The 19839-nt window shown below is 74.5% G+C and carries 23 protein-coding genes; 11 read left to right on the top strand and 12 right to left on the bottom strand.

Annotation, left to right across the window (positions count from 1 at the left end; all coding sequences use genetic code 11):
- Positions 1 to 30 precede the first annotated feature (30 nt).
- Both ND486_RS05885 and ND486_RS05890 read right to left on the bottom strand, forming a co-directional pair.
- Positions 31 to 198 (bottom strand): hypothetical protein, encoded by a 168-nt coding sequence (locus ND486_RS05885; RefSeq protein WP_251783165.1) that lies wholly within the window; start codon positions 196 to 198, stop codon positions 31 to 33.
- An 85-nt stretch (positions 199 to 283) separates the two neighbouring features.
- Positions 284 to 1156: a LysR family transcriptional regulator gene (locus tag ND486_RS05890; protein WP_251783166.1), complete on the bottom strand. Its 873-nt coding sequence runs from the start codon at positions 1154 to 1156 to the stop codon at positions 284 to 286.
- A gap of 89 nt (positions 1157 to 1245) precedes the next feature.
- On the opposite strand from ND486_RS05890, the gene ND486_RS05895 reads away from it, so the two are divergent.
- On the top strand, positions 1246 to 2415 hold the full coding sequence (locus tag ND486_RS05895; RefSeq protein WP_251783167.1) for a TDT family transporter: 1170 nt from the start codon (positions 1246 to 1248) through the stop codon (positions 2413 to 2415).
- 98 nt (positions 2416 to 2513) lie between these two features.
- On the opposite strand, the gene ND486_RS05900 is transcribed toward ND486_RS05895, so the two are convergent.
- The 4 genes from ND486_RS05900 to ND486_RS05915 form a co-directional block, all read right to left on the bottom strand.
- Entirely contained in the window at positions 2514 to 3344 is an 831-nt protein-coding gene (locus ND486_RS05900) for a sulfite exporter TauE/SafE family protein (protein ID WP_251783168.1), read from the bottom strand.
- Positions 3341 to 3682, bottom strand: a complete 342-nt coding sequence (locus tag ND486_RS05905) for a rhodanese-like domain-containing protein (RefSeq protein WP_251783169.1) — start codon at positions 3680 to 3682, stop codon at positions 3341 to 3343. The genes ND486_RS05900 and ND486_RS05905 overlap by 4 nt, the downstream gene beginning before the upstream one ends.
- Complete coding sequence (locus ND486_RS05910; RefSeq protein WP_251783170.1) at positions 3679 to 4488, bottom strand: GntR family transcriptional regulator; 810 nt, start codon at positions 4486 to 4488, stop codon at positions 3679 to 3681. The genes ND486_RS05905 and ND486_RS05910 overlap by 4 nt, the downstream gene beginning before the upstream one ends.
- 187 nt (positions 4489 to 4675) lie before the next feature.
- Positions 4676 to 4897: a hypothetical protein gene (locus ND486_RS05915; protein WP_251783171.1), complete on the bottom strand. Its 222-nt coding sequence runs from the start codon at positions 4895 to 4897 to the stop codon at positions 4676 to 4678.
- Between the two features lie 624 nt (positions 4898 to 5521).
- Between ND486_RS05915 and ND486_RS05920 the strand changes: the two genes are divergently transcribed.
- Both ND486_RS05920 and ND486_RS05925 read left to right on the top strand, forming a co-directional pair.
- Entirely contained in the window at positions 5522 to 6892 is a 1371-nt protein-coding gene (locus tag ND486_RS05920; protein WP_251783172.1) for an MBL fold metallo-hydrolase, read from the top strand.
- Between the two features lie 9 nt (positions 6893 to 6901).
- A complete protein-coding gene (locus ND486_RS05925) occupies positions 6902 to 7519 on the top strand; it encodes a class I SAM-dependent methyltransferase (RefSeq protein WP_251783173.1) in 618 nt (205 codons plus the stop codon).
- A 6-nt stretch (positions 7520 to 7525) separates the two neighbouring features.
- Here ND486_RS05925 and ND486_RS05930 read toward each other — a convergent pair whose 3' ends face one another.
- Together ND486_RS05930 and ND486_RS05935 are read right to left on the bottom strand one after the other, a co-directional pair.
- The gene (locus ND486_RS05930; RefSeq protein ID WP_251783174.1) at positions 7526 to 8674 is read right to left on the bottom strand and encodes a cysteine--tRNA ligase; all 1149 of its coding nucleotides are present in this window, start codon (positions 8672 to 8674) and stop codon (positions 7526 to 7528) included.
- A 146-nt stretch (positions 8675 to 8820) separates the two neighbouring features.
- Positions 8821 to 9234: a hypothetical protein gene (locus ND486_RS05935; protein WP_251783175.1), complete on the bottom strand. Its 414-nt coding sequence runs from the start codon at positions 9232 to 9234 to the stop codon at positions 8821 to 8823.
- Between the two features lie 121 nt (positions 9235 to 9355).
- Here ND486_RS05935 and ND486_RS05940 point away from each other — a divergent pair, with 121 nt between their 5' ends.
- The 6 genes from ND486_RS05940 (at position 9356) to ND486_RS05965 (ending at position 14928) form a co-directional block, all read left to right on the top strand.
- Positions 9356 to 9622: a metal-sensitive transcriptional regulator gene (locus ND486_RS05940; RefSeq protein WP_251783176.1), complete on the top strand. Its 267-nt coding sequence runs from the start codon at positions 9356 to 9358 to the stop codon at positions 9620 to 9622.
- A gap of 30 nt (positions 9623 to 9652) precedes the next feature.
- Positions 9653 to 10252 carry a rhodanese-like domain-containing protein gene (locus ND486_RS05945; protein WP_251783177.1) on the top strand — a complete coding sequence of 200 codons (600 nt, stop codon included), beginning with the start codon at positions 9653 to 9655 and terminating at the stop codon, positions 10250 to 10252.
- Positions 10253 to 10884: 632 nt separating this feature from the next.
- Positions 10885 to 11508, top strand: coding sequence for a TetR/AcrR family transcriptional regulator (locus tag ND486_RS05950; protein ID WP_251783178.1), 624 nt, complete (start codon positions 10885 to 10887; stop codon positions 11506 to 11508).
- Positions 11509 to 11586: 78 nt separating this feature from the next.
- The gene (locus ND486_RS05955) at positions 11587 to 12426 is read left to right on the top strand and encodes an SDR family oxidoreductase (protein WP_251783179.1); all 840 of its coding nucleotides are present in this window, start codon (positions 11587 to 11589) and stop codon (positions 12424 to 12426) included.
- Between the two features lie 70 nt (positions 12427 to 12496).
- The gene (locus tag ND486_RS05960) at positions 12497 to 14158 is read left to right on the top strand and encodes an NAD(P)/FAD-dependent oxidoreductase (protein WP_251783180.1); all 1662 of its coding nucleotides are present in this window, start codon (positions 12497 to 12499) and stop codon (positions 14156 to 14158) included.
- Positions 14158 to 14928, top strand: a complete 771-nt coding sequence (locus tag ND486_RS05965; RefSeq protein ID WP_251783181.1) for a carbon-nitrogen hydrolase family protein — start codon at positions 14158 to 14160, stop codon at positions 14926 to 14928. Before ND486_RS05960 ends, ND486_RS05965 begins: the two co-directional genes overlap by 1 nt.
- Here ND486_RS05965 and ND486_RS05970 read toward each other — a convergent pair.
- Positions 14919 to 15290, bottom strand: a complete 372-nt coding sequence (locus ND486_RS05970) for a hypothetical protein (RefSeq protein WP_251783182.1) — start codon at positions 15288 to 15290, stop codon at positions 14919 to 14921. The genes ND486_RS05965 and ND486_RS05970 overlap by 10 nt on opposite strands.
- A gap of 102 nt (positions 15291 to 15392) precedes the next feature.
- Between ND486_RS05970 and ND486_RS05975 the strand changes: the two genes are divergently transcribed.
- Positions 15393 to 16358, top strand: coding sequence for a sugar-binding transcriptional regulator (locus ND486_RS05975; protein WP_251783183.1), 966 nt, complete (start codon positions 15393 to 15395; stop codon positions 16356 to 16358).
- Positions 16359 to 16389: 31 nt separating this feature from the next.
- Here ND486_RS05975 and ND486_RS05980 read toward each other — a convergent pair whose 3' ends face one another.
- Complete coding sequence (locus ND486_RS05980) at positions 16390 to 16836, bottom strand: helix-turn-helix domain-containing protein (RefSeq protein WP_251783184.1); 447 nt, start codon at positions 16834 to 16836, stop codon at positions 16390 to 16392.
- Between the two features lie 102 nt (positions 16837 to 16938).
- Between ND486_RS05980 and ND486_RS05985 the strand changes: the two genes are divergently transcribed.
- A complete protein-coding gene (locus ND486_RS05985; RefSeq protein WP_251783185.1) occupies positions 16939 to 17331 on the top strand; it encodes a tautomerase family protein in 393 nt (130 codons plus the stop codon).
- A gap of 48 nt (positions 17332 to 17379) precedes the next feature.
- Here ND486_RS05985 and ND486_RS05990 read toward each other — a convergent pair whose 3' ends face one another.
- Both ND486_RS05990 and ND486_RS05995 read right to left on the bottom strand, forming a co-directional pair.
- The gene (locus ND486_RS05990) at positions 17380 to 18639 is read right to left on the bottom strand and encodes an acyl-CoA dehydrogenase family protein (protein WP_251783186.1); all 1260 of its coding nucleotides are present in this window, start codon (positions 18637 to 18639) and stop codon (positions 17380 to 17382) included.
- Positions 18640 to 18680: 41 nt separating this feature from the next.
- On the bottom strand, positions 18681 to 19754 hold the full coding sequence (locus ND486_RS05995) for a helix-turn-helix domain-containing protein (protein WP_251783187.1): 1074 nt from the start codon (positions 19752 to 19754) through the stop codon (positions 18681 to 18683).
- Positions 19755 to 19839 lie beyond the last annotated feature (85 nt).

The following is a 19839-nucleotide window of genomic DNA, read 5'->3' on the forward strand; positions in this document are numbered from 1 at the left end:
TATCTGGCCGCCCAGGGCCGGAGGTCCCGCTCAGGACCGGCCGAACAACCTCGCGAACAGTCCGCCGCCGGAGCGCTCGGCCGGCGTGCAGCGGCAGCGCTCGGCCGGCCGCACACCGGCCATGACCTGGTCCACGTGCTGCCCACAGCCCTGCCAGGTGACCTTGCCGCAGTTGCGGCAGGTGGCGCGTCGACACATCGCGATCGTCTCCTCGCATCGGTCCCGGTCGGCTGGATACCCCCGGGGGTATCGTCGAGTATACGTCGTTGCGCATGTCCGGGGGTCAGCGTCGTGACGCGATCCGCACCAGCACCAGCGCCGGGCCCGACGGTGCCCGGCCACGGCGCCAGGCCGCCCGCAGCCGCCGCTGCAGGTCCGCCCCGCGCACCGGCACCGTCCGCAGCGTCCCCGTCGCGACCTCGGCCGCGACGGCGAGGCCGCTGATCACCGCGGGACCCGCCCCGCCGGCGACGGCGTTCTTGATCGCCGTCGTCGATCCCAGCTCCAGCACCGGCGGGGCCAGGGCACCCAGCGCGCGCTCCAGGAAGTCGCGGGTGCCCGACCCCGGTTCCCGGGCCACCAGCGGGGTCGACCCCAGCCGGGACGCGTCCACCGCCCGGCGCCCCGCCCACGGGTGGTCCGGGGCGACGACGAGCACCAGCCGGTCCCGCGCGACGACCTGGCCGTCGAGGTCGGCGGGCAGCTCGGGCCCCTCGACGAAGCCGAGGTCGGCGTCCCCGGAGCGGACGTCGTCGACCACCTCGGACGTGTTGTGCGAGGTCAGGGTGACGGCGGTACCGGGCAGCTCCGCCCGCAGCGCGACCAGCCAGCGTGGCAGGAGGTACTCGGCGACCGTCACGCTGGCCGCCACCCGCAGCCGGGCCGCGCGGTCCGTCCGCAGCGCGGCGACCCCCTCGTCGAGAGCGTGCGCGGCGTCGAGCGCGGCCCGGGCCCGCTCCACCACCAGCGCGCCGTCCGGGGTGAGCCGGGTGCCCCGCGGGGAGCGCTCCAGCAGGGTCAGCCCGAGCGCGGACTCCAGGCTCCTGATCCGGGCGCTGACCGCGGCCTGGGAGACGCCGTGCGCCACGGCAGCCCTGCCCATGCTCCCCAGGGTCGCGACGGAGACCAGCAGGTCGTAGGGCACGAGGTCAGCCACACGCGGAGACAGAGCCACAACCACAGCTTATGACTCCGCAACCCGGCGACGGGTACCGTCCGGCGCCTGCCGCGCGCACCGTGGAGACCATGACCACCCACCTGGACCGCCCCGCAGCCGAGGTCGGGGACCTGCCCCGGCGGCCGCACGCGCTCGCCCGGATCGGGCTGCTGCGCGACCTCGACCGCCCCGGCGATGCCGTCTCGTCGCTGGGGCCCAACTGGTTCGCATCGGTGATGGGCACCGGGATCGTCGGCGGCGCGGTCGCCACGCTGCCGCTGCGTTCGCCGGTCCTGACCGCCTGGGGCACCGCGGTGTGGGGACTGGCCTCTGTGCTGCTCGTCGTGCTGGTCGTGGCGACGGCGGCGCACCGCCTGCGCTTCCCCGCCCGGGCCCGTGGGCACGCGGCCGATCCGGTCGCCGTGCAGTTCTACGGCGCCGTCGCGATGGCCCTGATGACCGTCGGTGCCGGTGCCGTCCAGTTCGGGATCCCGGTCCTCGGTGCCACGGCCGCACTCGCCACGAGCTGGACGCTGTGGCTGGCCGGCACCGCGTTCGGCCTGGCCACCGCCGTCGGCGTGCCCTACCTGATGATCACCCGCCACGAGATCGGCCCGGACGCCGCGTTCGGCGGCTGGCTGATGCCGGTCGTGCCGCCGATGGTGTCGGCGGCCGACGGCGCCCTGCTCGTCGCCCACCTCGCCCCGGGGCCGGGCCGGACGACGCTGCTGCTCGCCTGCTACGCCCTGTTCGGGATGAGTCTGTTCGCGACGCTCGCGCTGCTCCCGCAGATCTGGAACCGGCTGGTCGTGCACGGGACCGGTCCGGCCGCGACCGTCCCCACCCTGTGGATCGTCCTCGGCCCGCTCGGTCAGTCGGTCACCGCGGCGGGCCTGCTGGCGAATGTCGCGCCGGGCACGCTGCCGGAGCCGTTCGCGAGCGGCACCGCCGTGTTCGCCGTGCTCTACGGCGTGCCGGCCTGGGGGTTCGCGATGCTGTGGATGGCGCTGGCGGCCGCGGTGACCGTCCGGACGGCGCGGCGCGGGCTGCCGTTCGCGCTGACCTGGTGGAGCTTCACCTTCCCGCTCGGCACCTGCGTGACCGGGACGAACCTGCTCGCGGCCCGCCTCGGGACCCCAGCCCTGGTTGTCGTGGCGGTGGCGCTCTACGGGCTGCTCGTCATGGCGTGGGCGGTCGTCGCGGCCCGGACGGCGCACGGCGCACTGGTCCGCGGGAACCTGCTCACTCCCGCACCCTGACCACCGCCCCCTCCCGCCGCCCGCCCCGGCGGCTCCCAGGGGAACCCTCGGGGCTTCTATGGCAACGAGGGTTCCCCTGGGAGCACCCGGAGGGGCGGTCAGAGGGCGAGCAGGCTCTGCACCCCGACGAAAAGCCCGACGGCGACGAGCAGCCCGGCGAACGCCCGGTTCAGCGCCGCACCGGACATCCGGTCGGCGACGAGCTTGCCGCCGAGTGCGCCGAGCACCGCGACGGCGGCGAACGGCCCGATGAGCGCCCAGTCCAGGTCGAGGTGCCCGATCCGGGCGCCCATCGAGCTGATCGAGTTGAAGGTCAGCACCAGCAGCGAGGTGCCGATCGCCGCGGACATCGGCAGGCCCATGAGCACGGTCAGGGCCGGGACGACGAGGAACCCGCCGCCGACCCCGAGGAACCCGGTCAGGAACCCGACGACCGAGCCGGCCCCGGCGATCTTCACGACCCGGCGGACGGTCGCCCGGCGCCGGGTCGGAGCCTCGAGGACGGCGGTCGCGCCGGACGCCCCCCCGCCGGCCGCGGGAACCCCGGACCCGTCGTCGGGGGGCCCCGACGACGACCCCCTGACCAGCATCAGCACGGCGATCAGGAGGGTGAGGGCGGCGAAGGACAGCAGCAGCACCGGCTGGGGCACGTCGCGGTTGACCAGCGACCCGGCCCAGGCCGTGGGCACGCCGACGATTCCGAACCCGACACCGGTCCGCCAGTCGATGGTACGACCGCGCAGCCGGGCCAGGACGCCGGCGGCGGAGATGATGCCGACGATGACGATGCTGCCGGTGGTCGCCGTGCGGGCGTCCTGACCGAGCGCGTAGACCAGCGCGGGCACGGAGAGCACGCCACCGCCCCCACCGAGGGTCCCGATGACGAGTCCGACCACCAGACCCAGAGCTCCGGCCAGGACGCCGGTCATGCGACGGTCCCGGGTTCGCCGTCGTCGTCGACGAACGGGAGGCCTGCCTCGGACCAGGCCTTCATGCCACCGGCCATGTTCCGGACGTCGATCCCGGCGTCGGCCAGCACCGCCGCGGCCCGGCCGGACCGGTTCCCGGAACGGCACACGGCCACGACCATCCGGTCCTGGTCGAACGTCATCGGGTCCAGCTCCCCGAGCGGGGTGTGCACCGCGCCCTCGATGTGCCCGGCGCTCCACTCGGCGGGCTCGCGGACGTCGAGCAGCAGGGCCCCGCCGGCGGCGAGCTCCCGGGCGTCCACCGGGTCGGTCTGCGGGATCTGGTCGGGAGTGGTCATCGCCGTGGGTCCTTCCGGTCGGGGGAGCCGAGCAGGTCGAGCTGGTAGCCGTCCTTGGCGGAGAAGTCCGCGCGCAGGACGAAGCGGTCGCCGCGGACGAGGGTCTGGCGCCACTCCACCGGGCGTCCCTTGGCGCAGCCGAGGCGCCGGATCGAGAACGCGGCGGTGGACGGGCTCCCGCCCAGCAGCCGGCGCTCGGCAGGGGTGGGCAGGATGGGTTGGATGGTCTCCTCGCCGCCGGTGAGGACGACCCCGCAGAGCTCGGCATAGCGCTCGTAGAGCGCACCGGTGGTGAAGTCGGCTTTCAGCAGCGGGGCGGCGAGGTCGTGCGGGAGCCACACCCGGTCCAGGGCGAGCGGGTCGCCACCGGCGAACCGCAGGCGTTCCAGGTGGACCAGCGGTGTGGACTCCTCCAGCCCGAGCCGGGCCGCGACGACGCCGTCGGCGCGGGTGTCCAGCGCCCGCACCACGCTCTGCTGCTCCAGGCCCATCGCGCGCACCGACGCATTGAGGCTGTAGAGCGCACCGAGCCGCTGGGCGATCTCGACCGGTTCGGCCTGGCGCGACGGGCGTCCTCGCGTCCCGACGACACGGCCCTCGTCACGCAGTACCTTGACCGCCTGCCGGACGGTGTGCCGGCTGACGCCGTACTCCTCCACGAGGGCCAGCTCGCCGGGGAACCCGTCGGTGAACGCGTCGAGGTCGAGGCGGCGCCGCAGGTCGTCGAGCAGCTGTTCCCAGAGCAGACGGCCGGGCTCGCGCCGGATCACGGCGGGGCCGGGGGCATCGGTCTCGGTGTCGGACACCCCTTGAATGTACGGTCATTTCGCGTCAGAGGGCAAGTCCCCGCGGAGTGCCACAGACCACGCCGGAGCCATGGTCCGACCCACCGGCGGGCGCCGAGCGGTCACCGGCCCGGACGGGAGACGGGCGGGGACGGGTCGCAGCCGGGGCGGGTCCGCGTCCGAGCCGGAGCACCGGCCCGGAGGAACGTCAGAACGGCACGCCGGACCGGTGCGCGGCCCGCACGGCCACGGCCACCCGGCCGAGCAGGCCGGATCGGGCACCACCCCCCGGACGGCCGCCGGTGCCGCCGTCGCCCGGGGTGTCCGCGGGCGGGGGCGCGTCCGCCGCGGCCGGGCGGGCGGCAGCCTGCTCCGCGACGGGGGCGGCGGCCGGGGAGTCGGACAGGTGGGGACGGACGGACGTGCGCACGGTCGCTCCGGGGATCCGATGGGTCGGGACGGACGGGAGCGGCCCCGGCACTACCGGGCCGCTCGGACTCCCGGGCGACAGTGACGGTCGTCGACCGACAGCTGGTCGGTGGCGATCAGGCACACGACGAAGCCGCGATCGACCGACGGAGCTGCGGGACACACGAGGACCACGACACCACGCGACCCCCCGCCGCGCAACAGCCGGGCCGGTCGCATGCGACCCGCCGACCCTCGACGGAAGTCGCGACAAATGTACGGCTATTTGCCCACTGTTGACCCCCCAGCAGGGCATCGCAGGAGCGGACCCCGTCGAGGCCGGTGCGCAGGCACGAGCTGGTACTCGTGGTTGCTCGACGCCCGGCGCAACCGGGCCGCGACGCCGGCACCCGCGTTGCCGCCGCCCACGATGAAGATCCGACGCTCCGGCATGTTCGTCGCCTCATTAAATGTACGTACATATAGGCAGTCGGCCGGTCATCTCCGGCTCGATGGTCCGAATTCGGCCCATCGTCCGCCGGCGGGATCGCCGATTCGTGACCCGAGGCACGACCTCGATGGAATGTACGATCATTTCGTCGAGTTGATGTCAGTACCCCCGAGGTCACTGCCGAGAGGACCGGACATGATCACCGTTCTGACCGTCGAGACGCCCGGCCTGGGCGACCGCAGCTACCTGGCGCACGACGGCCAGGTCGGCCTCGTCGTCGATCCCCAGCGCGACCACGACCGGGTCCGCGCCGCCGCCGACGAGGCGGGCGTCCGGATCACCCACGTGTTCGAGTCCCACATCCACAACGACTACGTCACCGGCGGCTTCCGGCTGGCCCGCGCGACCGGCGCGCAGTACCTGCTCAACGCCGACGACCCGGTCTCCTTCGAACGCGTCGGCGTCCGCGACGGTCAGGTCGTCGAGGTCGGCACGATGCACGTCCGGGTCCTGCACACCCCGGGACACACCCACACCCACCTGTCGTTCGCCGTCTCCGACGGCTCCGTGCCCGGCGCCGAGCCGGCGGTCGTCTTCACCGGCGGATCACTCCTGTACGGCTCCACCGGCCGTCCCGACCTGCTGGGACCCGACCACACCGACACGCTCGCCCACGCCCAGTGGCGCTCCGCCCGGCGGCTCGCCGCGGAGCTGCCCGACGCCACCGAGATCTTCCCGACCCACGGCTTCGGCAGCTTCTGCTCCGCCACCCAGGCCACCGGCACCGCGAGCACCATCGGGGCGGAGAAGGCGGCCAACCCCGCGCTGACCCGTGAGCAGGACGAGTGGGTCCGCGAGCTGCTGGCCGGGCTCGACGCGTTCCCCGCGTACTACGCGCACATGGGACCCGCCAACGCCGCCGGGCCGGACGAGATCGACCTGTCCGCTCCGGCCGAGGCCGACCCGGCCGAGCTGCGGCGGCGCATCGACGCGGGCGAGTGGGTCGTCGACCTGCGTACCGGGACCGCGTTCGCGGCCGGGCACGTCGCCGGGACGGTCAACATCGGGCTCGGCGGCCAGTTCGTGACCTATCTCGGCTGGCTCATGCCGTGGGGGACACCGGTGACACTGCTCGGGGAGACCGCGGCGGACGTCGCCGAGGCGCAGCGCGAGCTCGTCCGGATCGGGATCGACCGGCCGGCCGCGGCAGCGACCGGCAAGCCCGAGGAGTGGGCCGGCGACGCGCCGCTGCACAGCTTCCGCCAGGCCACGTTCGCCGATCTCGCCGCCGAGTACGACCGTGGCGCGCACCCGTCGGTCCTCGACGTCCGCCGGAACCCCGAGCGGGCCGGCGGGTGGGTGCGCGGCTCGGTCGGGATCCCGGTCCACGAGGTCCTGGACCGGCTCGACGAGGTCCCGGCCGGACCGGTCTGGGTGCACTGCGCCGGGGGCTACCGCGCCGCCGTCGTGGCCGGACTGCTCGACGCCCGCGGGATCGAGGTCGTGGCGATCGACGACGTGTTCGGCAACGCCGCGGCGGCGGGCCTGCCGGTCGTCGCCGGGTAGCGTGCCGCCGTGTCCACCGGTGAGCACCGCATCTTCGCCGCGCTGTACGACCGCGTCCTCGACCCCGTCGAGCGCCGGGTCCTCGGCCCGCGCCGGGCGGCGCTGGTCGGCGACCTGACCGGCCGCGTCCTCGACGTCGGCGCGGGCACCGGTGCCAACCTGCCGTACTACCGCGCCGCCGACGAGGTGATCGCCCTCGAACCGGACCCGGCCATGCGCCGCAGGCTCGACGACCGCGCCGCGGCCTGCACCGTCCCGCTGACCGTGAGCGGGGCGGGCGCCGACGCGCTGCCCGCCGCCGACGGCTCGGTCGACGCGGTCGTCTTCACCCTCGTGCTCTGCACCGTCCCGGACCCGGCGCGGGCGCTGGCCGAGGCACACCGGGTGCTGCGCCCGGGCGGGCGGCTGGTCGCGATCGAGCACGTCGTCGGGCACGGCCGGCCCGCGACCTGGCGACGGCGGCTGGCCCCGCTGTGGGAGCGGATCGCGGCGGGCTGCCGGCTCGACCGCGACACCGAGGCAGCGGTCACCGCCGCCGGGTTCGTGCCCGGCACCGTCGAGCGGTTCCCAGCAGCGCCCTCGTGGGGACCGATCGGCGCGATGGTGGCGCTGACCGCGACCCGCTGACCGGGGTCACTGCAGGGCGAGCGTCCGGATGACCGTGCGCGCCGCCTCACCGCCCGACTCCAGCGCCGTCGCCACCGCGCGGGGGACGTCGAGGTCGTCGAGCAGCGCGTCGCGCACCGCGTCCACCGCGGCGGCCGAGCCGGGCTTGCGCCCGGCCGCGACGTAGAGCTCCTCCAGCCGCCCGGTCGCGAGCGCGAGGTCCTCGGACCGGTACTCCCACGGCTGCGCCCACGGCCGGTCCAGCAGGAACAGGCGCACCGCGGCCCCCGGGGTGCCGGCGAGCAGGTCCTGCACCAGCACGAGGTTGCCGGTGGACTTGGCCATCTTGGCGCCGTCGACGGACACGATCCCGGCCCGGAACCCGCGCCGGGCGAACAGGCCCGCGCCGGTCGCGGCCGCGGCCATCGCCGACTGGTACGCGTGGTGCGGGAACGCCAGGTCGGCGCCGCCCGCGAGCACGTCGACGACACCGCCGAGGGTCGCCAGGGCCATCGCGGCGCACTCGGCGTGCCAGCCCGGGCGTCCCGGCCCCCAGGGGCTCGGCCACGCCGGGTGGTCGCCGGCGGCGGGCTTCCACAGCGGCACGTCGAACGGGTCGTCCCGGTGCGGGTCACCGGGGTCGTCGCCGTACTCGGCGGACAGGGCCAGCGCGGTGTCACGGTCCAGGCCCGCCGCCCCCGGGACGCCGGCGCCGCGGAAGTACACCGCGCCGTCGCGCTGGTAGGCGGTGCCGGTCGCCAGCAGCGCCGCGGCCAGCGCGATCACGTGCTTCACGTAGTGGCGCGCGTGCGGGGCGTGGTCGGGCGGGGCCACCTGCAGGTCGGTCATGGTGCGGTCGAACCAGAACTCCTGGCGCAGACCGAACTCGTCGTAGTCGACACGGCGCTCGGCCGCGGTACGGGTGAGGACGTCGTCGACGTCGGTCACGTTGCGGGTCACCCGGGTCGGTGTGCCGGTCGACCGCACGACCCGGGCCAGCACATCGGCCCAGACGAACGTCGCGGCGTGCCCCAGATGGGTGACGTCGTAGGGGGTGATCCCGCAGACGTACACCCGCGCCGGCGCCGACAGCGGCAGCGGCGTCCCCGCCAGCACGAACGCGGACCCTCCGCCCTCGTCGCCCCCGGCCGTGCCGTCCGAATCCAGCTGATCCATGTCGGCCATCCTCACCGGTCACCCGACGCCCGGGGAAGCCCTCCGCACCACCTGAGGTCCGTACATGTGGGACACCATGGTCGGCGTGTCCACGAGCGTGACGCCGCCGGCCGGGACCGGTCCGTCGACGTGCCGGGCCGACTCCGTCAGCGGGCGGTCCAGGTGCAGCCCCCGGTGAGGACGACCGACTCCCCCTCCAGAAACCGTGCGGCGGCCGCGCCGTGCAGCCGGGCGCTGGCGACCTCGACGCCGTCGGCCGTGGTCCGCGTGTAGCCGCACTCGGCGCCGGGCCCCGGACCGTCCGTGGTCCAGGTGCCGGGCTCGACGTCGACGCCGGCCCGGTGCACGCCCTGCTCCGCCTCACGCGCGGGCGGCGGTGCGACCTGGCGGGTCGCCGTCGCCTCGGCGGGCTCGTCGGTCACCACGAACGACCGGACCAGCAGCAGCGGCACGACGAGTGCGAGCAGCACCCACGGCCACAGCACTGTGCGCTGACCTGACGCCGCGCGCTCCGCGTAGTACCGCTCGTACGGCCCGTTCCCGTCCATGCGCCCCCTCACGTTCCGACCTTGCTCTGCAGATCGAAGCGGCCCCCGGGATGCGTTACCGGCGTCCCGCCATGTGGTAGCGGGAGTACCCCGGGGGGTATACTGGACGTGTCATCGAGGAAGGGGGGACACCGTGCAGGTCCGACCCACGGAGCTGAGCGACGTCGTGACCCGGCTGCGCCGGGTCGAGGGCCAGATCGCCGGGATCATCCGCATGATCGAGGACGGCAGGGAGTGCCGCGACGTCATCACCCAGCTCGCCGCCGCCTCGAAGGCGCTCGACCGCGCCGGATTCAAAATCATCTCGACGGGTCTGCGGCACTGCATGACCGAGAACGCCGACGGCGAACGCGAGGTCGACGTGGCCCAGCTCGAGAAGCTGTTCCTCTCTCTCGCCTGAGTTCCGTCCCACTCCTCCGAAAGGGTTTCCGTGACCGCACAGCCCACCACCCGCACCGTGACCCCCGCAGCCCTGCGCGAGTGGTCCGAGCCGCTGGTCATCGACGTGCGCAGCGCCGCCGAGTTCGAGGCGCAGCACATCCGTGGCTCTTTCCACGTCCCGTTGAACACCCTCGCCGAACACACGGCCGAGCTCGCCCGCCACCTCGACGACCCGTCGTCGCCGCTGGTGCTCGTCTGCCAGTCCGGCATGCGGGCCGAGCAGGGCCGCAGGCACCTGGTCGCCGCCGGGCTGGACCGCGCCCACGTGCTCGACGGCGGGGTGGCTGCCTGGGTCGCCGCAGGCCACGAGGTCGTGCGCGGCCGCACCGCGTGGGCCCTGGAGCGCCAGGTCCGGCTCGTCGCCGGGTCTCTCGTGCTGACCGGTGTCCTCGGCGGCCGTCTCGTCACTCCGAAGCTGCGGCTGCTCGCGGGCGGCATCGGCGCCGGACTCACCTTCTCCGCGCTCAGCAACACCTGCGCGATGGGGTCGGCGCTGGCGCGGCTGCCGTTCAACCGCGACGTCACCGAGCCCGCGGCCGAGGCCGTCGTCGAGCAGGTCCGGCGCCGGGAGCCCGGCCCCGTCCGCTGATCCGTCCCGGACGGCCGGGACGGATCAGATCGCCGGGTTCGCCGACATGCCCGAGCCGAGGACGGCGACAGCATGTCCGGCATCACCCACGGCACCCCCATGAGCAGCCACGCCTCGCCGAGCCCCTACCGCCGGGCCCGCCGCGCGAACGCCGCCTGCTCGGCCGCGGAGGCCACCGGCAGCGACCCCGGGACCAGTACGTCGTCGATCATCGACGCCCCCTCGGGTGACGAACCCCAGGGTCGGGTGGAGCAGCGTGTACAGACATCGGCGGGGGCTACCCTGCCCCGCATGGTCTCCCCCGCGGACGGACCGCGTCCGCACCGGCCCCGTGCGGACGGACCGCGTCCGCACCGGCCCCGTCGCACGCAGGGCGAACGCCGAGCCAGCAGTCGGGTGATCATCCTCGCCGCCGCCCTCGATGAGCTGTTCGCGAACGGCTAGGCGCACTCCACGACCGTGCAGCGCCGCGCCGGGGGTCACGGCGAGCCCGGGAGACAGAGCACGCGGACTGTTTGTCGGAGCGTCGCGCGCACGGCCGGTCGAACACAGCAGGTTCACCCGGTCGGAACAGACGTGGCGCCGTACCGGGGAAGCCCGGGGGTGCGATCCGCCCGTGCTGGAATGGCGGGATGAGCACCGGCCGCACCTACGCGGGCGCGTCCGCGTCGGACCGCGCCGAGGACCGTCGCCGCCGGCTGCTCGACGCGGGACTGCAGGTGCTCGGGACCGACGGCTACCGGGCGGCCACCGTGCGCCGGATCTGCCGGGAGGCACGCGTCGCCGACCGGTACTTCTACGAGTGCTTCGACGGCACCGAGGCGCTGCTGCTCGCCGTCTACGCCGAGTGCACCGCCCGCCTCCGGGACGCGGTGCCCCCCGCACTGGCCGCGGCGCCCGGCACCGACCCGCTCACGCTGGCCCGGGCCGGTCTCGACGCGTTCCTGGGCGTGGTGGAGGACGACCCGCGGCTAGCCCGGGTGGTCTGGTTCGAGGTGCTCGGCGTGAGCCCCGAGGTCGAGCGGACCTCGCTGGAGACCATGTCCGGCTTCGGACGGCTGCTCCTGGCGCTCACCGCGGACCACGCCGCCCCCTCCCCCGCCGACGCCACCGCCACCCGGCTGCGCGCCGACGCCGTCATCGGCGGGATCAGCCACGTCGTCATGACCTGGACGGTGAGCGGGTTCGACCCGCCCCGCGACCGGGTCTCGGACGCGCTCGCCCTCTTCCTCGTGGGCGGCACCGGCCTGGGATGACGCCGGTCACCCCGCCATGTGGAATCACGCGTCATCAGATTAGGGTCGCCCACCACACCCGCTCGTGAGGAGCCGACGATGAAGTCCTTCACCGGTCGTACCGCCGCGATCACCGGAGCCGGATCCGGCATCGGGCGCGCGCTGGCCCTGCGCCTCGCGGGCGACGGCTGCCACCTCGCCCTGGCCGACCGGGACGCCGTGGGCCTCGCCGAGACCGCCGCGCTCGCCGGGCCGCAGGTACGGGTCACCACCGCCGAGCTCGACGTCGCCGACGAGAAGGCCGTCTACGGCTGGGCCGACGCCGTCGTCGCCGACCACGGCGCCGTCCACATGATCATCAACAACGCCGGCGTCGCGCTGTCGGGCACCACCGGGGCGCTGTCCCTGGAGGACTACCGCTGGATCATGGACATCAACTTCTGGGGCGTGGTCCACGGGACCAAGGCGTTCCTGCCGCACATGGAGACCGCAGGCGCCGGCCACGTGGTCAACCTGTCGAGCATCTTCGGCGTCGCCGCGCAGCCCCTGATGAGCGGCTACAACGCGAGCAAGTACGCGGTCCGCGGGTTCACCGAGTCGCTGCGCCAGGACCTCGAGCTCACCGGGTCCCCGGTGTCCGCGACCTGCGTGCACCCCGGCGGGATCCGCACCAACATCGCGAAGGCCGCCCGGGTCGACGACAGCGTCGCCGCCGCCACCGGCCGCCCGGCCGCCGACGCCACCGCCGAGTTCGAGCGGATGCTCACCACCACCCCGGACCGGGCCGCGAAGACCATCCTGGACGGCGTGCGGCGCAACCAGCGTCGTGTCCTCATCGGACCGGACGCGTGGGCCATCGACTCGATGGTGCGGCTGCTGCCGACCACCTACCAGCGGATCGTCACCGGCGTCGTGCGCTCGCGGCGCGGAAAGGGCTGATCCGGGGCGGAGTCCTCGATAGGGTCGCGGGGCCGGGTGATCCCCGGCACACGACCCGAGGAGCCCACCCATGAGCCCCGAGCAGCCACCCGTCACCGCGTTCGGCCCGGACTTCCCCTTCCCCTACGACGACTGGCTGACCCACCCGGCCGGGCTCGGCCGGGTCCCACCGGACCGGCTGGGGACCGAGGTCGTGGTCGTCGGGGCCGGGATCGCCGGGCTCGTCGCCGCCTACGAGCTGATGCGCATCGGGCTGCGGCCGGTCGTGTACGAGTCCTCCCACCTGGGCGGACGGCTGCGCTCGCAGCCCTTCGAGGGTGCCGACGGGATCGTCGCCGAGCTGGGCGGGATGCGCTTCCCCCGCTCCTCGACGGCGTTCCACCACTACGTCGACCTGCTCGGGCTGCCCACCGTGCCGTTCCCGAACCCGCTGACGGAGGCGGCCGGCAGCACGGTGATCGACCTGCACGGGCGGACGTACTACGGCCGGACCCTGGCCGACCTGCCCCCGTTCTTCACCGAGGTCGCCGACGCCTGGGCGAGCGCGCTGGAGGAGGGCGCGGGCTTCACCGACCTGCAGCAGGCGATCCGTGAGCGCGACGTCGGGCGCATCCGGGCGCTGTGGGCGGAGCTCGTCGAGGTCTGGGACGACCGCACCTTCTACGACTTCGTGTCCACCTCGAAGGCGTTCTCCGACCTGTCCTTCGCCCACCGCGAGGCGTTCGGGCAGGTCGGCTTCGGGACCGGCGGCTGGGACTCGGACTTCCCGAACTCGATGCTGGAGATCCTGCGGGTGGTGCTGACCGGCTGCGACGACGACCAGCTGCTCGTCGTCGGCGGGGTGGAGCAGGTGCCGCAGGGGCTGTGGACGCGCACCCCCGACGACCTGGTGCACTGGCCCGCCGGGACCAGCCTGTCGTCGCTGCACGGGGGCGGGACCCGGCCGGGTGTCGCGCGGCTGCACCGCCTCGACGCGGACACGATCCGTGTCACCGACGTCTACGGCGGCACCCGCGACGTGTCCGCGGTGCTCACCACCTGCCAGAGCTGGCTGCTGTCCACCCAGATCGACACCGACGAGTCGCTGTTCGGCCAGGAGGTGTGGATGGCCCTGGACCGCACCCGCTACATGCAGTCGACCAAGACGTTCGTGATGGTGGACCGGCCGTTCTGGCGCGACGTCGACCCGGCGACCGGGCGCGAGGTCATGTCCACGACGCTGACCGACCGGCTCACCCGCAGCACGTACCTGTTCGACAACGGGCCGGACCGGCCCGGGGTGATCTGCCTGTCGTACTCGTGGATGAGCGACTCGCTGAAGATGCTGCCGTACCCGGTCGAGAAGCGGGTCGAGCTGGCGCTGGGCGCGCTGCGCAAGATCTACCCGACCGTCGACGTCGGGGCGCACGTCATCGGCGACCCGATCACCGTGACCTGGGAGTCCGACCCGCACAGCCTCGGTGCGTTCAAGGGCGCCCTGCCCGGGCACTACCGCTACAACCGGCGGATGTACTGCCACTTCGTGCAGGACGACCTGCCCGCCGCCGAACGCGGGATCTTCATGGCGGGCGACGACGTGTCGTGGACCCCGGCCTGGGCGGAGGGCGCGGTGCAGACCGCGCTGAACGCGGTCTGGGGGATCGTCGCGCACCTGGGCGGGTCCACCCCGCCGGACAACCCCGGTCCCGGGGACCGGTTCGCCGAGCTCGCGCCGCCCGCGCTGCCGGACTGATGCGCGTCGCGCTGCTGCAGACCGTCTCCCGGCCGCACGACGTGGCCGGGAACCTCGCCCGGCTCGCCGAGGCGTGCGCCGCCGCGGACGCGGACCTGCTCGTCACCCCGGAGATGTTCCTGACCGGCTACGACATCGGCGCCGATGCGGTCGCCGCGCTCGCCGAGCCGGCCGACGGGCCGTCGGCGGACGCCGTCGCCGCGATCGCCAGGACGTCGGGGACGGCGGTGCTCTACGGCTACCCGGAGCGCCACGGCGGACGGGTCGCCAACGCCGTCGCACTGGTCGGGCCGGACGGGACCCGGCTCGCCGGGTACCGCAAGACGCACCTGTTCGGCGCGCTCGACCGGGCCTGCTTCACCGCCTCGGACACCCCGCCCGCCGTCGTGACCTGGAACGGCTGGGGCCTGGGCCTGCTGGTCTGCTACGACGTCGAGTTCCCCGAGACCGTCCGCGCGCTGGCGCTGGCCGGCGCCGACGCGGTGCTGGTCCCGACCGCGAACATGCTCCCCTACGACCACGTGCCCCGGGTGCTCGTCCCGGCCAGGGCGTGGGAGAACCAGGTGTACGTGGCCTACGCCAACTGGTGCGGCACCGAGGGGTCGCTGACCTACGGCGGGCTGTCCTGCGTCGCCGGGCCGGACGGCGCCGTGGCGCGGGCGGGCCGCGACCCGGAGCTGCTGGTGGCCGAGCTCGACCGGTCCGCGCTGGCGGTGTCGCGGCGGGCGAACCCCTACCTGGCCGACCGCCGTCCCGACCTCTACGGCTGAGGGTCCGGCCGGGGGCCCGCCAGCAGGATCCACTCCAGGCACCCGCCGGGCCCGGGGGCGAGCACCTCGACCCGGTGGGCGTGCCCGCCCGCCACGTGCACGACCTCGTCCGCGGCGAGCTCCACCGACGGCCCGCCGGCCTCGACGCCCACCCGGGCCCGGCCGGCGAGGACGACGAGCAGCCGGTCGCACGGCGCGGCCGGGGCGTGCCACACCCCGGCACCGGGGGCGAGCGCGAACCGTTCCAGGGCGAGGTCGCCGTAGCCGTCGTCGCGGCCGACGAGCAGCTGGCGCGCCACCGGGGCCGGTTCCGGCGCCGGATGGTGCGCGGCTGCCGGGGTCGTGCCGATCGTCGCGGTCATGGCCTGCCTCCACTCATCTGAGCGGTCCCAACACCGTCGAGTACACGGCCGCGGGCACGGAAGGTCAACATCACCGGCCGATGCGCAGGCTACGGTGCTCAGATGAGCGGTGACGACGACGCACCCGCCTGGGGCCCGGCCCGCCGGGTGCTCGCGGCCGAGGTGGCCGAGCAGGTACTGCTGCACGGGCGGTCCCGGATCGCGGTCGGCACCGAACTGGGGCTCAGCCGGTTCCAGGTGGCCCGGCTGCTGGACGCGGCCCGCGAGCGGGGACTGGTCCGGGTCGACATCGACCCGGGCGCGGACGTCGACGCGCGGCGCTCGTCCGCCGTCCGCGCCGCCCACGGGCTGCGCCGCGCCCTGGTCGCCCGGGACGACGGCGGGGTGCCCGCGCTCGCCGCCGCGCTGCTCGCCGAGACCGTCGGCACCGGCGACGTCCTGGGCCTGGCCTGGTCCCGGACGGTCAACGACGTCGTCGGGCTCCTCCCCCGGCTCGCGCGCTGCACGGTCGTGCAGCTGTGCGGCGCCTACTCGCTGCCGTGGCGGCGCGACGGCTCGGCCACCGCGGTGTTCCGGGCCGCCGCGCTGTGCGGCGGCGACGCCTACCCGGTCTACGCGCCCCTGCTGCTGCCCGACGCCGACACCGCCCGCGCGGTGCGGGCCCAGCCGGGCGTCGCCGACGCGCTGGCCCGCTGCGCCGCACTGGACACCGCCGTCGTCGGGATCGGGGCGTGGCGGGCCGGGCACTCCACCGTGCACGACGTGCTGACCGCCCCCGAACGACGACGGCTGGCCGCGGGCGGCGCGGTCGGCGAGGTCGTCGGGCTATTGGTCGACCGCGCCGGCAGGGTCCTCGACAGCGGACCGGCGCACCAGCTCGTCGCGGCCGGGGAGGCGGACCTGCGCGCCGCGGGCGACGTGATCGCCCTGGTCAGGGACCCGGAGCGGGCCGACGCCACCCGCGCCGTGCTGCGCTCGGGCCTGGTCCACACCCTGGTCTGCGACGCGGCGACGGCCGACGCCCTGCTCGCCCCGGGCGATGGGCGGCACCCGCCGGGCCCCGCCTGAGGTACCGGCCCCGGCCACGGCCCCGTGGTGTTCACCAGGCGTCGGGCTCGACCTCGGCGGTCATGTCCCGCCACGCCACCGGCTCGGCGCAGTGCGCGCAGGTGAGCCGGGGCTCGGCGGGGTGGCCGCAGCCGCGGTGCACCAGCCGGACCGGCGGGACGTCGACGGCGTACCGGTCGCCCCAGTTCATCAGCGCCACCAGCACCGGGTAGAGGTCGGCGCCCTTGGGCGTGAGCCGGTACTCGTGCCGGACCGGGCGCTCCTGGTAGGGCACGCGGTCGAGCACGCCCTCCTCCACCAGCACGCGTAGCCGGTCGTTGAGGACGTTGCTGCCGAGACCGAGCTTGTCGCGGAAGTGGTCGTAGCGGCGCCGGCCGCGGAAGCACTCGCGCAGGATCATCATCGTCCACCGCTCGCCGAGGACCGCCCAGGTGCGGGCCACCGAGCAGTACGCGGCACCGAGCTCGTCGTGCTTCACGGCGCCCGATACTAGGACACGTTTCGAGTCCTACGAGCTTGCAGGGCCACAGGTGCCCCGTTACCGTCGAACTCGATTCGAGTCCCACCACGGAGGTCGACGATGCCCTACTACCGCTTCACCGTGCCCACCGGGAACGCGACGCTGGCCCGCCGCGCCGAGGTCGCCGCGGCGGTGACGAGGGTCCACGGCGAGGTCACCGGTGCCCCCGCCCGCTACGTGCACTGCACCTTCACCGAGGTCCCGCCGGGCAGCGTCTTCGTGGCCGGGGAGCCGGTGGAGGGCCCGCGGATGGTCGGGCTGATCCGCGAGGGCCGCTCCCCCGAGGTCCGGGCCCGGCTGCTGCACGGGATCGCCGACGCGTGGTGCGCGGTCACCGGGGACGCGAAGTCCGACGTGGCGATCTTCCTGCACGAGGTGCCGGGCGCCAACGTGCTGGAGGACGGCGAGATCCTGCCCGAGGCCGCCGACGACCCGGTCGCCGCGCACGCCTGAGCCCGGGAGCGGGCCGGCCCCCTCGGCACGGGGGCCGGCCCGGGGCGGTCAGGTCCCGGTGGCGAGCCGGTTCTCGGCCGAGGCGAGCGGGTCGTAGCTCGGCTCCATCAGCATCTCGTGCAGGTGCCGTCGCCGGACGCCCATGTTGCCGCCGTCGTAGACGGGGAAGCAGAGGACGTCCTGCATGATCCCCGCGATCGGCGTCTCGGTCGTGTAGGCGTCCACCCCGACCAGGCGCATCGCGTCGTAGACGACGTCGACCGACCGCTCCGAGGCGTAGATCTTCGTGATGTTCGCGAGCTCGCGGTCCTTGCCGCCGGTCCGGTCGAAGTGGTCGGCCGCCTTCCAGGCCAGATACCGGGTCGCCTCGATGCGGATCTTGATGTCGGCGAGCATGTAACCGGCGTTCTGGTACTCGATGACCGGGTGCGGGCCCGACCGGTTGTCGGTCCGGGCGAACTCGTAGGCGTAGTCGAAGGCCGCCCGCATCCGCCCGACGCAGGCCGCGCCGATCGGAGCGCAGGTCCAGGTGAAGGCGCTCTTCACGATCTCCATGCCGTCACCCGGCCCGCCGATCATGTTGGCGATCGGCACGCGGACGTCGTGGAACTCGACGCGCGGGGAGTTCGTGGCACGGTGGCCGATGGTGTCGAGCATGCCGGTGATCTCCACCCCGGGCGTGCCCCGCTCGACGACGACGATCGCGAGCGACTCCTGCGGCGGCAGCGCCGGGTCGGTACGGCAGACGACCGAGATGAGGTCGGCGCCCCCGCCGTCCCAGCCGGAGCCGTTGGTGGTGTAGTGCTTGGCCCCGTTGAGGACGATCTCGTCGCCCTCGATCCGGGCGAAGGTCTGGATGCCGACCTTCGGGTCGGGCGAGTCGTAGTTGGCGCCGCCGGTGACCTCGGTATAGGCGATCGCGGCGAGCTTCGGCTCCGAACCGCAGAACGCCGGCAGCCACCGCTGCTTCTGCTCCTCGGTGCCGAAGTGGACGATCGGGTAGAGCCCCAGGCCGGTGCCGAGGATCGCGGAGGCGACGTTGACGTCGACCCGGGCGATCTCCTCGACGGCGAGCACGAACTGCAGCGAGGTGAACCTCCCGCCGCCGTACTCGGCCGGGATGAGGGCCTTCACGAACCCGGCCTCGGCCATCTGCCGGTAGAACGGCTGGATGGCGTAGAACCGCTCGGCGGGCTGCGGGTGCGGTGCGATCGCCGCCTCGACGCCGGTCAGGACGGTGTCGGCGAACTGCCGGGCCTGCTCGCGCAGGGCCAGCTGCTCGGCGTCGAGGGAGAAGTCCAGTGTCATCGTCGGATACCTTCCGGTCGGGCCCCGACCGGACCGTGGGGTCAGGGACGCGACGCGATGGTCGCCGTCGCACCCCGTCCCGGGATCGAACCGGTGTGCACGGCGGCCGGTACCGGCGTGCACGGTCCGTCCGGGCCGCGGTCGCCGTACTCCGACGGCAGGCAGCCGTGGTGGGCGCGGAAGACCCGGTTGAGGTGGGACAGGTCCGCGAAGCCCCAGCGGGCGGCGAGCTCGGTGAGGGTGCCGGTCCGCGCCGGACCGGTGAGCTCGCGGGTGCACCCGTCGAGGCGGAGCGCCATGACGGTGCGGGAGAAGCTGCGGTCGGTGCCCTCGTAGAGCTGGTGCAGCTTGCGGACGGAGATGCCGAAGCGGGCCGCGACCGCGCCGGCCGAGGTGTCCCCGGTCCGCAGGTGGGCCGCCAGGTAGCGGTTGACCGCGGCCCGCAGGCCCGCGTCGAGCTCCGCGCGCCCGGTGTCGCGCAGCTCGTCGGTGCCGCCGGCCGCGGCGGCGAGCAGCGTGGTGAAGGCGGTGTCGGCGGCGTCCGCGCCGGCCGGGTCGAGCGCGTCGAGGCCGTTCCAGGTGGACAGCATGGTGGAGGCGACGATGCGGGCCATGCCGGGCGCGGCGCCGTCGTGGGTCGTCGCGGTGGCGCCGTCGAGGTCGGCCACCAGCGGCAGCAGCCGGGCGCGCGGCACCCGGAACGAGACGCAGCGCCACTCCTCGCTCCGGTCGTCGGCGACGAAGTCCAGCGCGTACTCGCGGGTGGTGTCGAACAACGCGAAGCCGCCCGGTCCGACGACGCAGCGGCGCCCGGCCTGGGTCCCCACGCAGTGGCCGCTGATCTGCAGGTTCACGAACACGTGGTCGGTGACGGTGCGCCGCACCTCGGCCGCGCCGTGGGTGATGAGCTGCGTCGCCGACGACACCTCGGCGCAGTTGGTGGCGGTGAGCCTGCTGGAGCGCACCCAGCTGCGGATCTCGCGCGCGTGGGCCCGGCCGGTCCGCCGCGCGCCGGGCAGCTCCGCGGCGAGCGGGGTGAACGCCTCGCAGATCACCTCGCGCCAGTAGCTGAACTGCTCACCGGCCGGGCGGTCCTCAGTGGTCCAGTAGCGCACTCGGGGCCTCCTCGACAGCTCGCATCGGCTCCGCCGGCGTCGGCGCCGTGAGCCAGGACACTATCCCGCAGGGACCTCGGAACCC

The sequence above is a fragment of the Pseudonocardia sp. DR1-2 genome (genome assembly GCF_023717215.1).
In the GTDB taxonomy this organism is placed as follows: Bacteria; Actinomycetota; Actinomycetes; order Mycobacteriales; family Pseudonocardiaceae; genus Pseudonocardia; species Pseudonocardia alni.

Coding starts and splice junctions, on each gene's coding strand:
- ND486_RS05970 (WP_251783182.1), bottom strand. CDS start 15,290: ATGACCGCGACGATCGGCACGACCCCGGCAGCCGCGCACCATCCGGCG.
- ND486_RS05895 (WP_251783167.1), top strand. CDS start 1,246: ATGACCACCCACCTGGACCGCCCCGCAGCCGAGGTCGGGGACCTGCCC.
- ND486_RS05965 (WP_251783181.1), top strand. CDS start 14,158: ATGCGCGTCGCGCTGCTGCAGACCGTCTCCCGGCCGCACGACGTGGCC.
- ND486_RS05930 (WP_251783174.1), bottom strand. CDS start 8,674: ATGGATCAGCTGGATTCGGACGGCACGGCCGGGGGCGACGAGGGCGGA.
- ND486_RS05885 (WP_251783165.1), bottom strand. CDS start 198: ATGTGTCGACGCGCCACCTGCCGCAACTGCGGCAAGGTCACCTGGCAG.
- ND486_RS05900 (WP_251783168.1), bottom strand. CDS start 3,344: ATGACCGGCGTCCTGGCCGGAGCTCTGGGTCTGGTGGTCGGACTCGTC.
- ND486_RS05975 (WP_251783183.1), top strand. CDS start 15,393: ATGAGCGGTGACGACGACGCACCCGCCTGGGGCCCGGCCCGCCGGGTG.
- ND486_RS05950 (WP_251783178.1), top strand. CDS start 10,885: ATGAGCACCGGCCGCACCTACGCGGGCGCGTCCGCGTCGGACCGCGCC.
- ND486_RS05955 (WP_251783179.1), top strand. CDS start 11,587: ATGAAGTCCTTCACCGGTCGTACCGCCGCGATCACCGGAGCCGGATCC.
- ND486_RS05920 (WP_251783172.1), top strand. CDS start 5,522: ATGATCACCGTTCTGACCGTCGAGACGCCCGGCCTGGGCGACCGCAGC.
- ND486_RS05960 (WP_251783180.1), top strand. CDS start 12,497: ATGAGCCCCGAGCAGCCACCCGTCACCGCGTTCGGCCCGGACTTCCCC.
- ND486_RS05905 (WP_251783169.1), bottom strand. CDS start 3,682: ATGACCACTCCCGACCAGATCCCGCAGACCGACCCGGTGGACGCCCGG.
- ND486_RS05985 (WP_251783185.1), top strand. CDS start 16,939: ATGCCCTACTACCGCTTCACCGTGCCCACCGGGAACGCGACGCTGGCC.
- ND486_RS05990 (WP_251783186.1), bottom strand. CDS start 18,639: ATGACACTGGACTTCTCCCTCGACGCCGAGCAGCTGGCCCTGCGCGAG.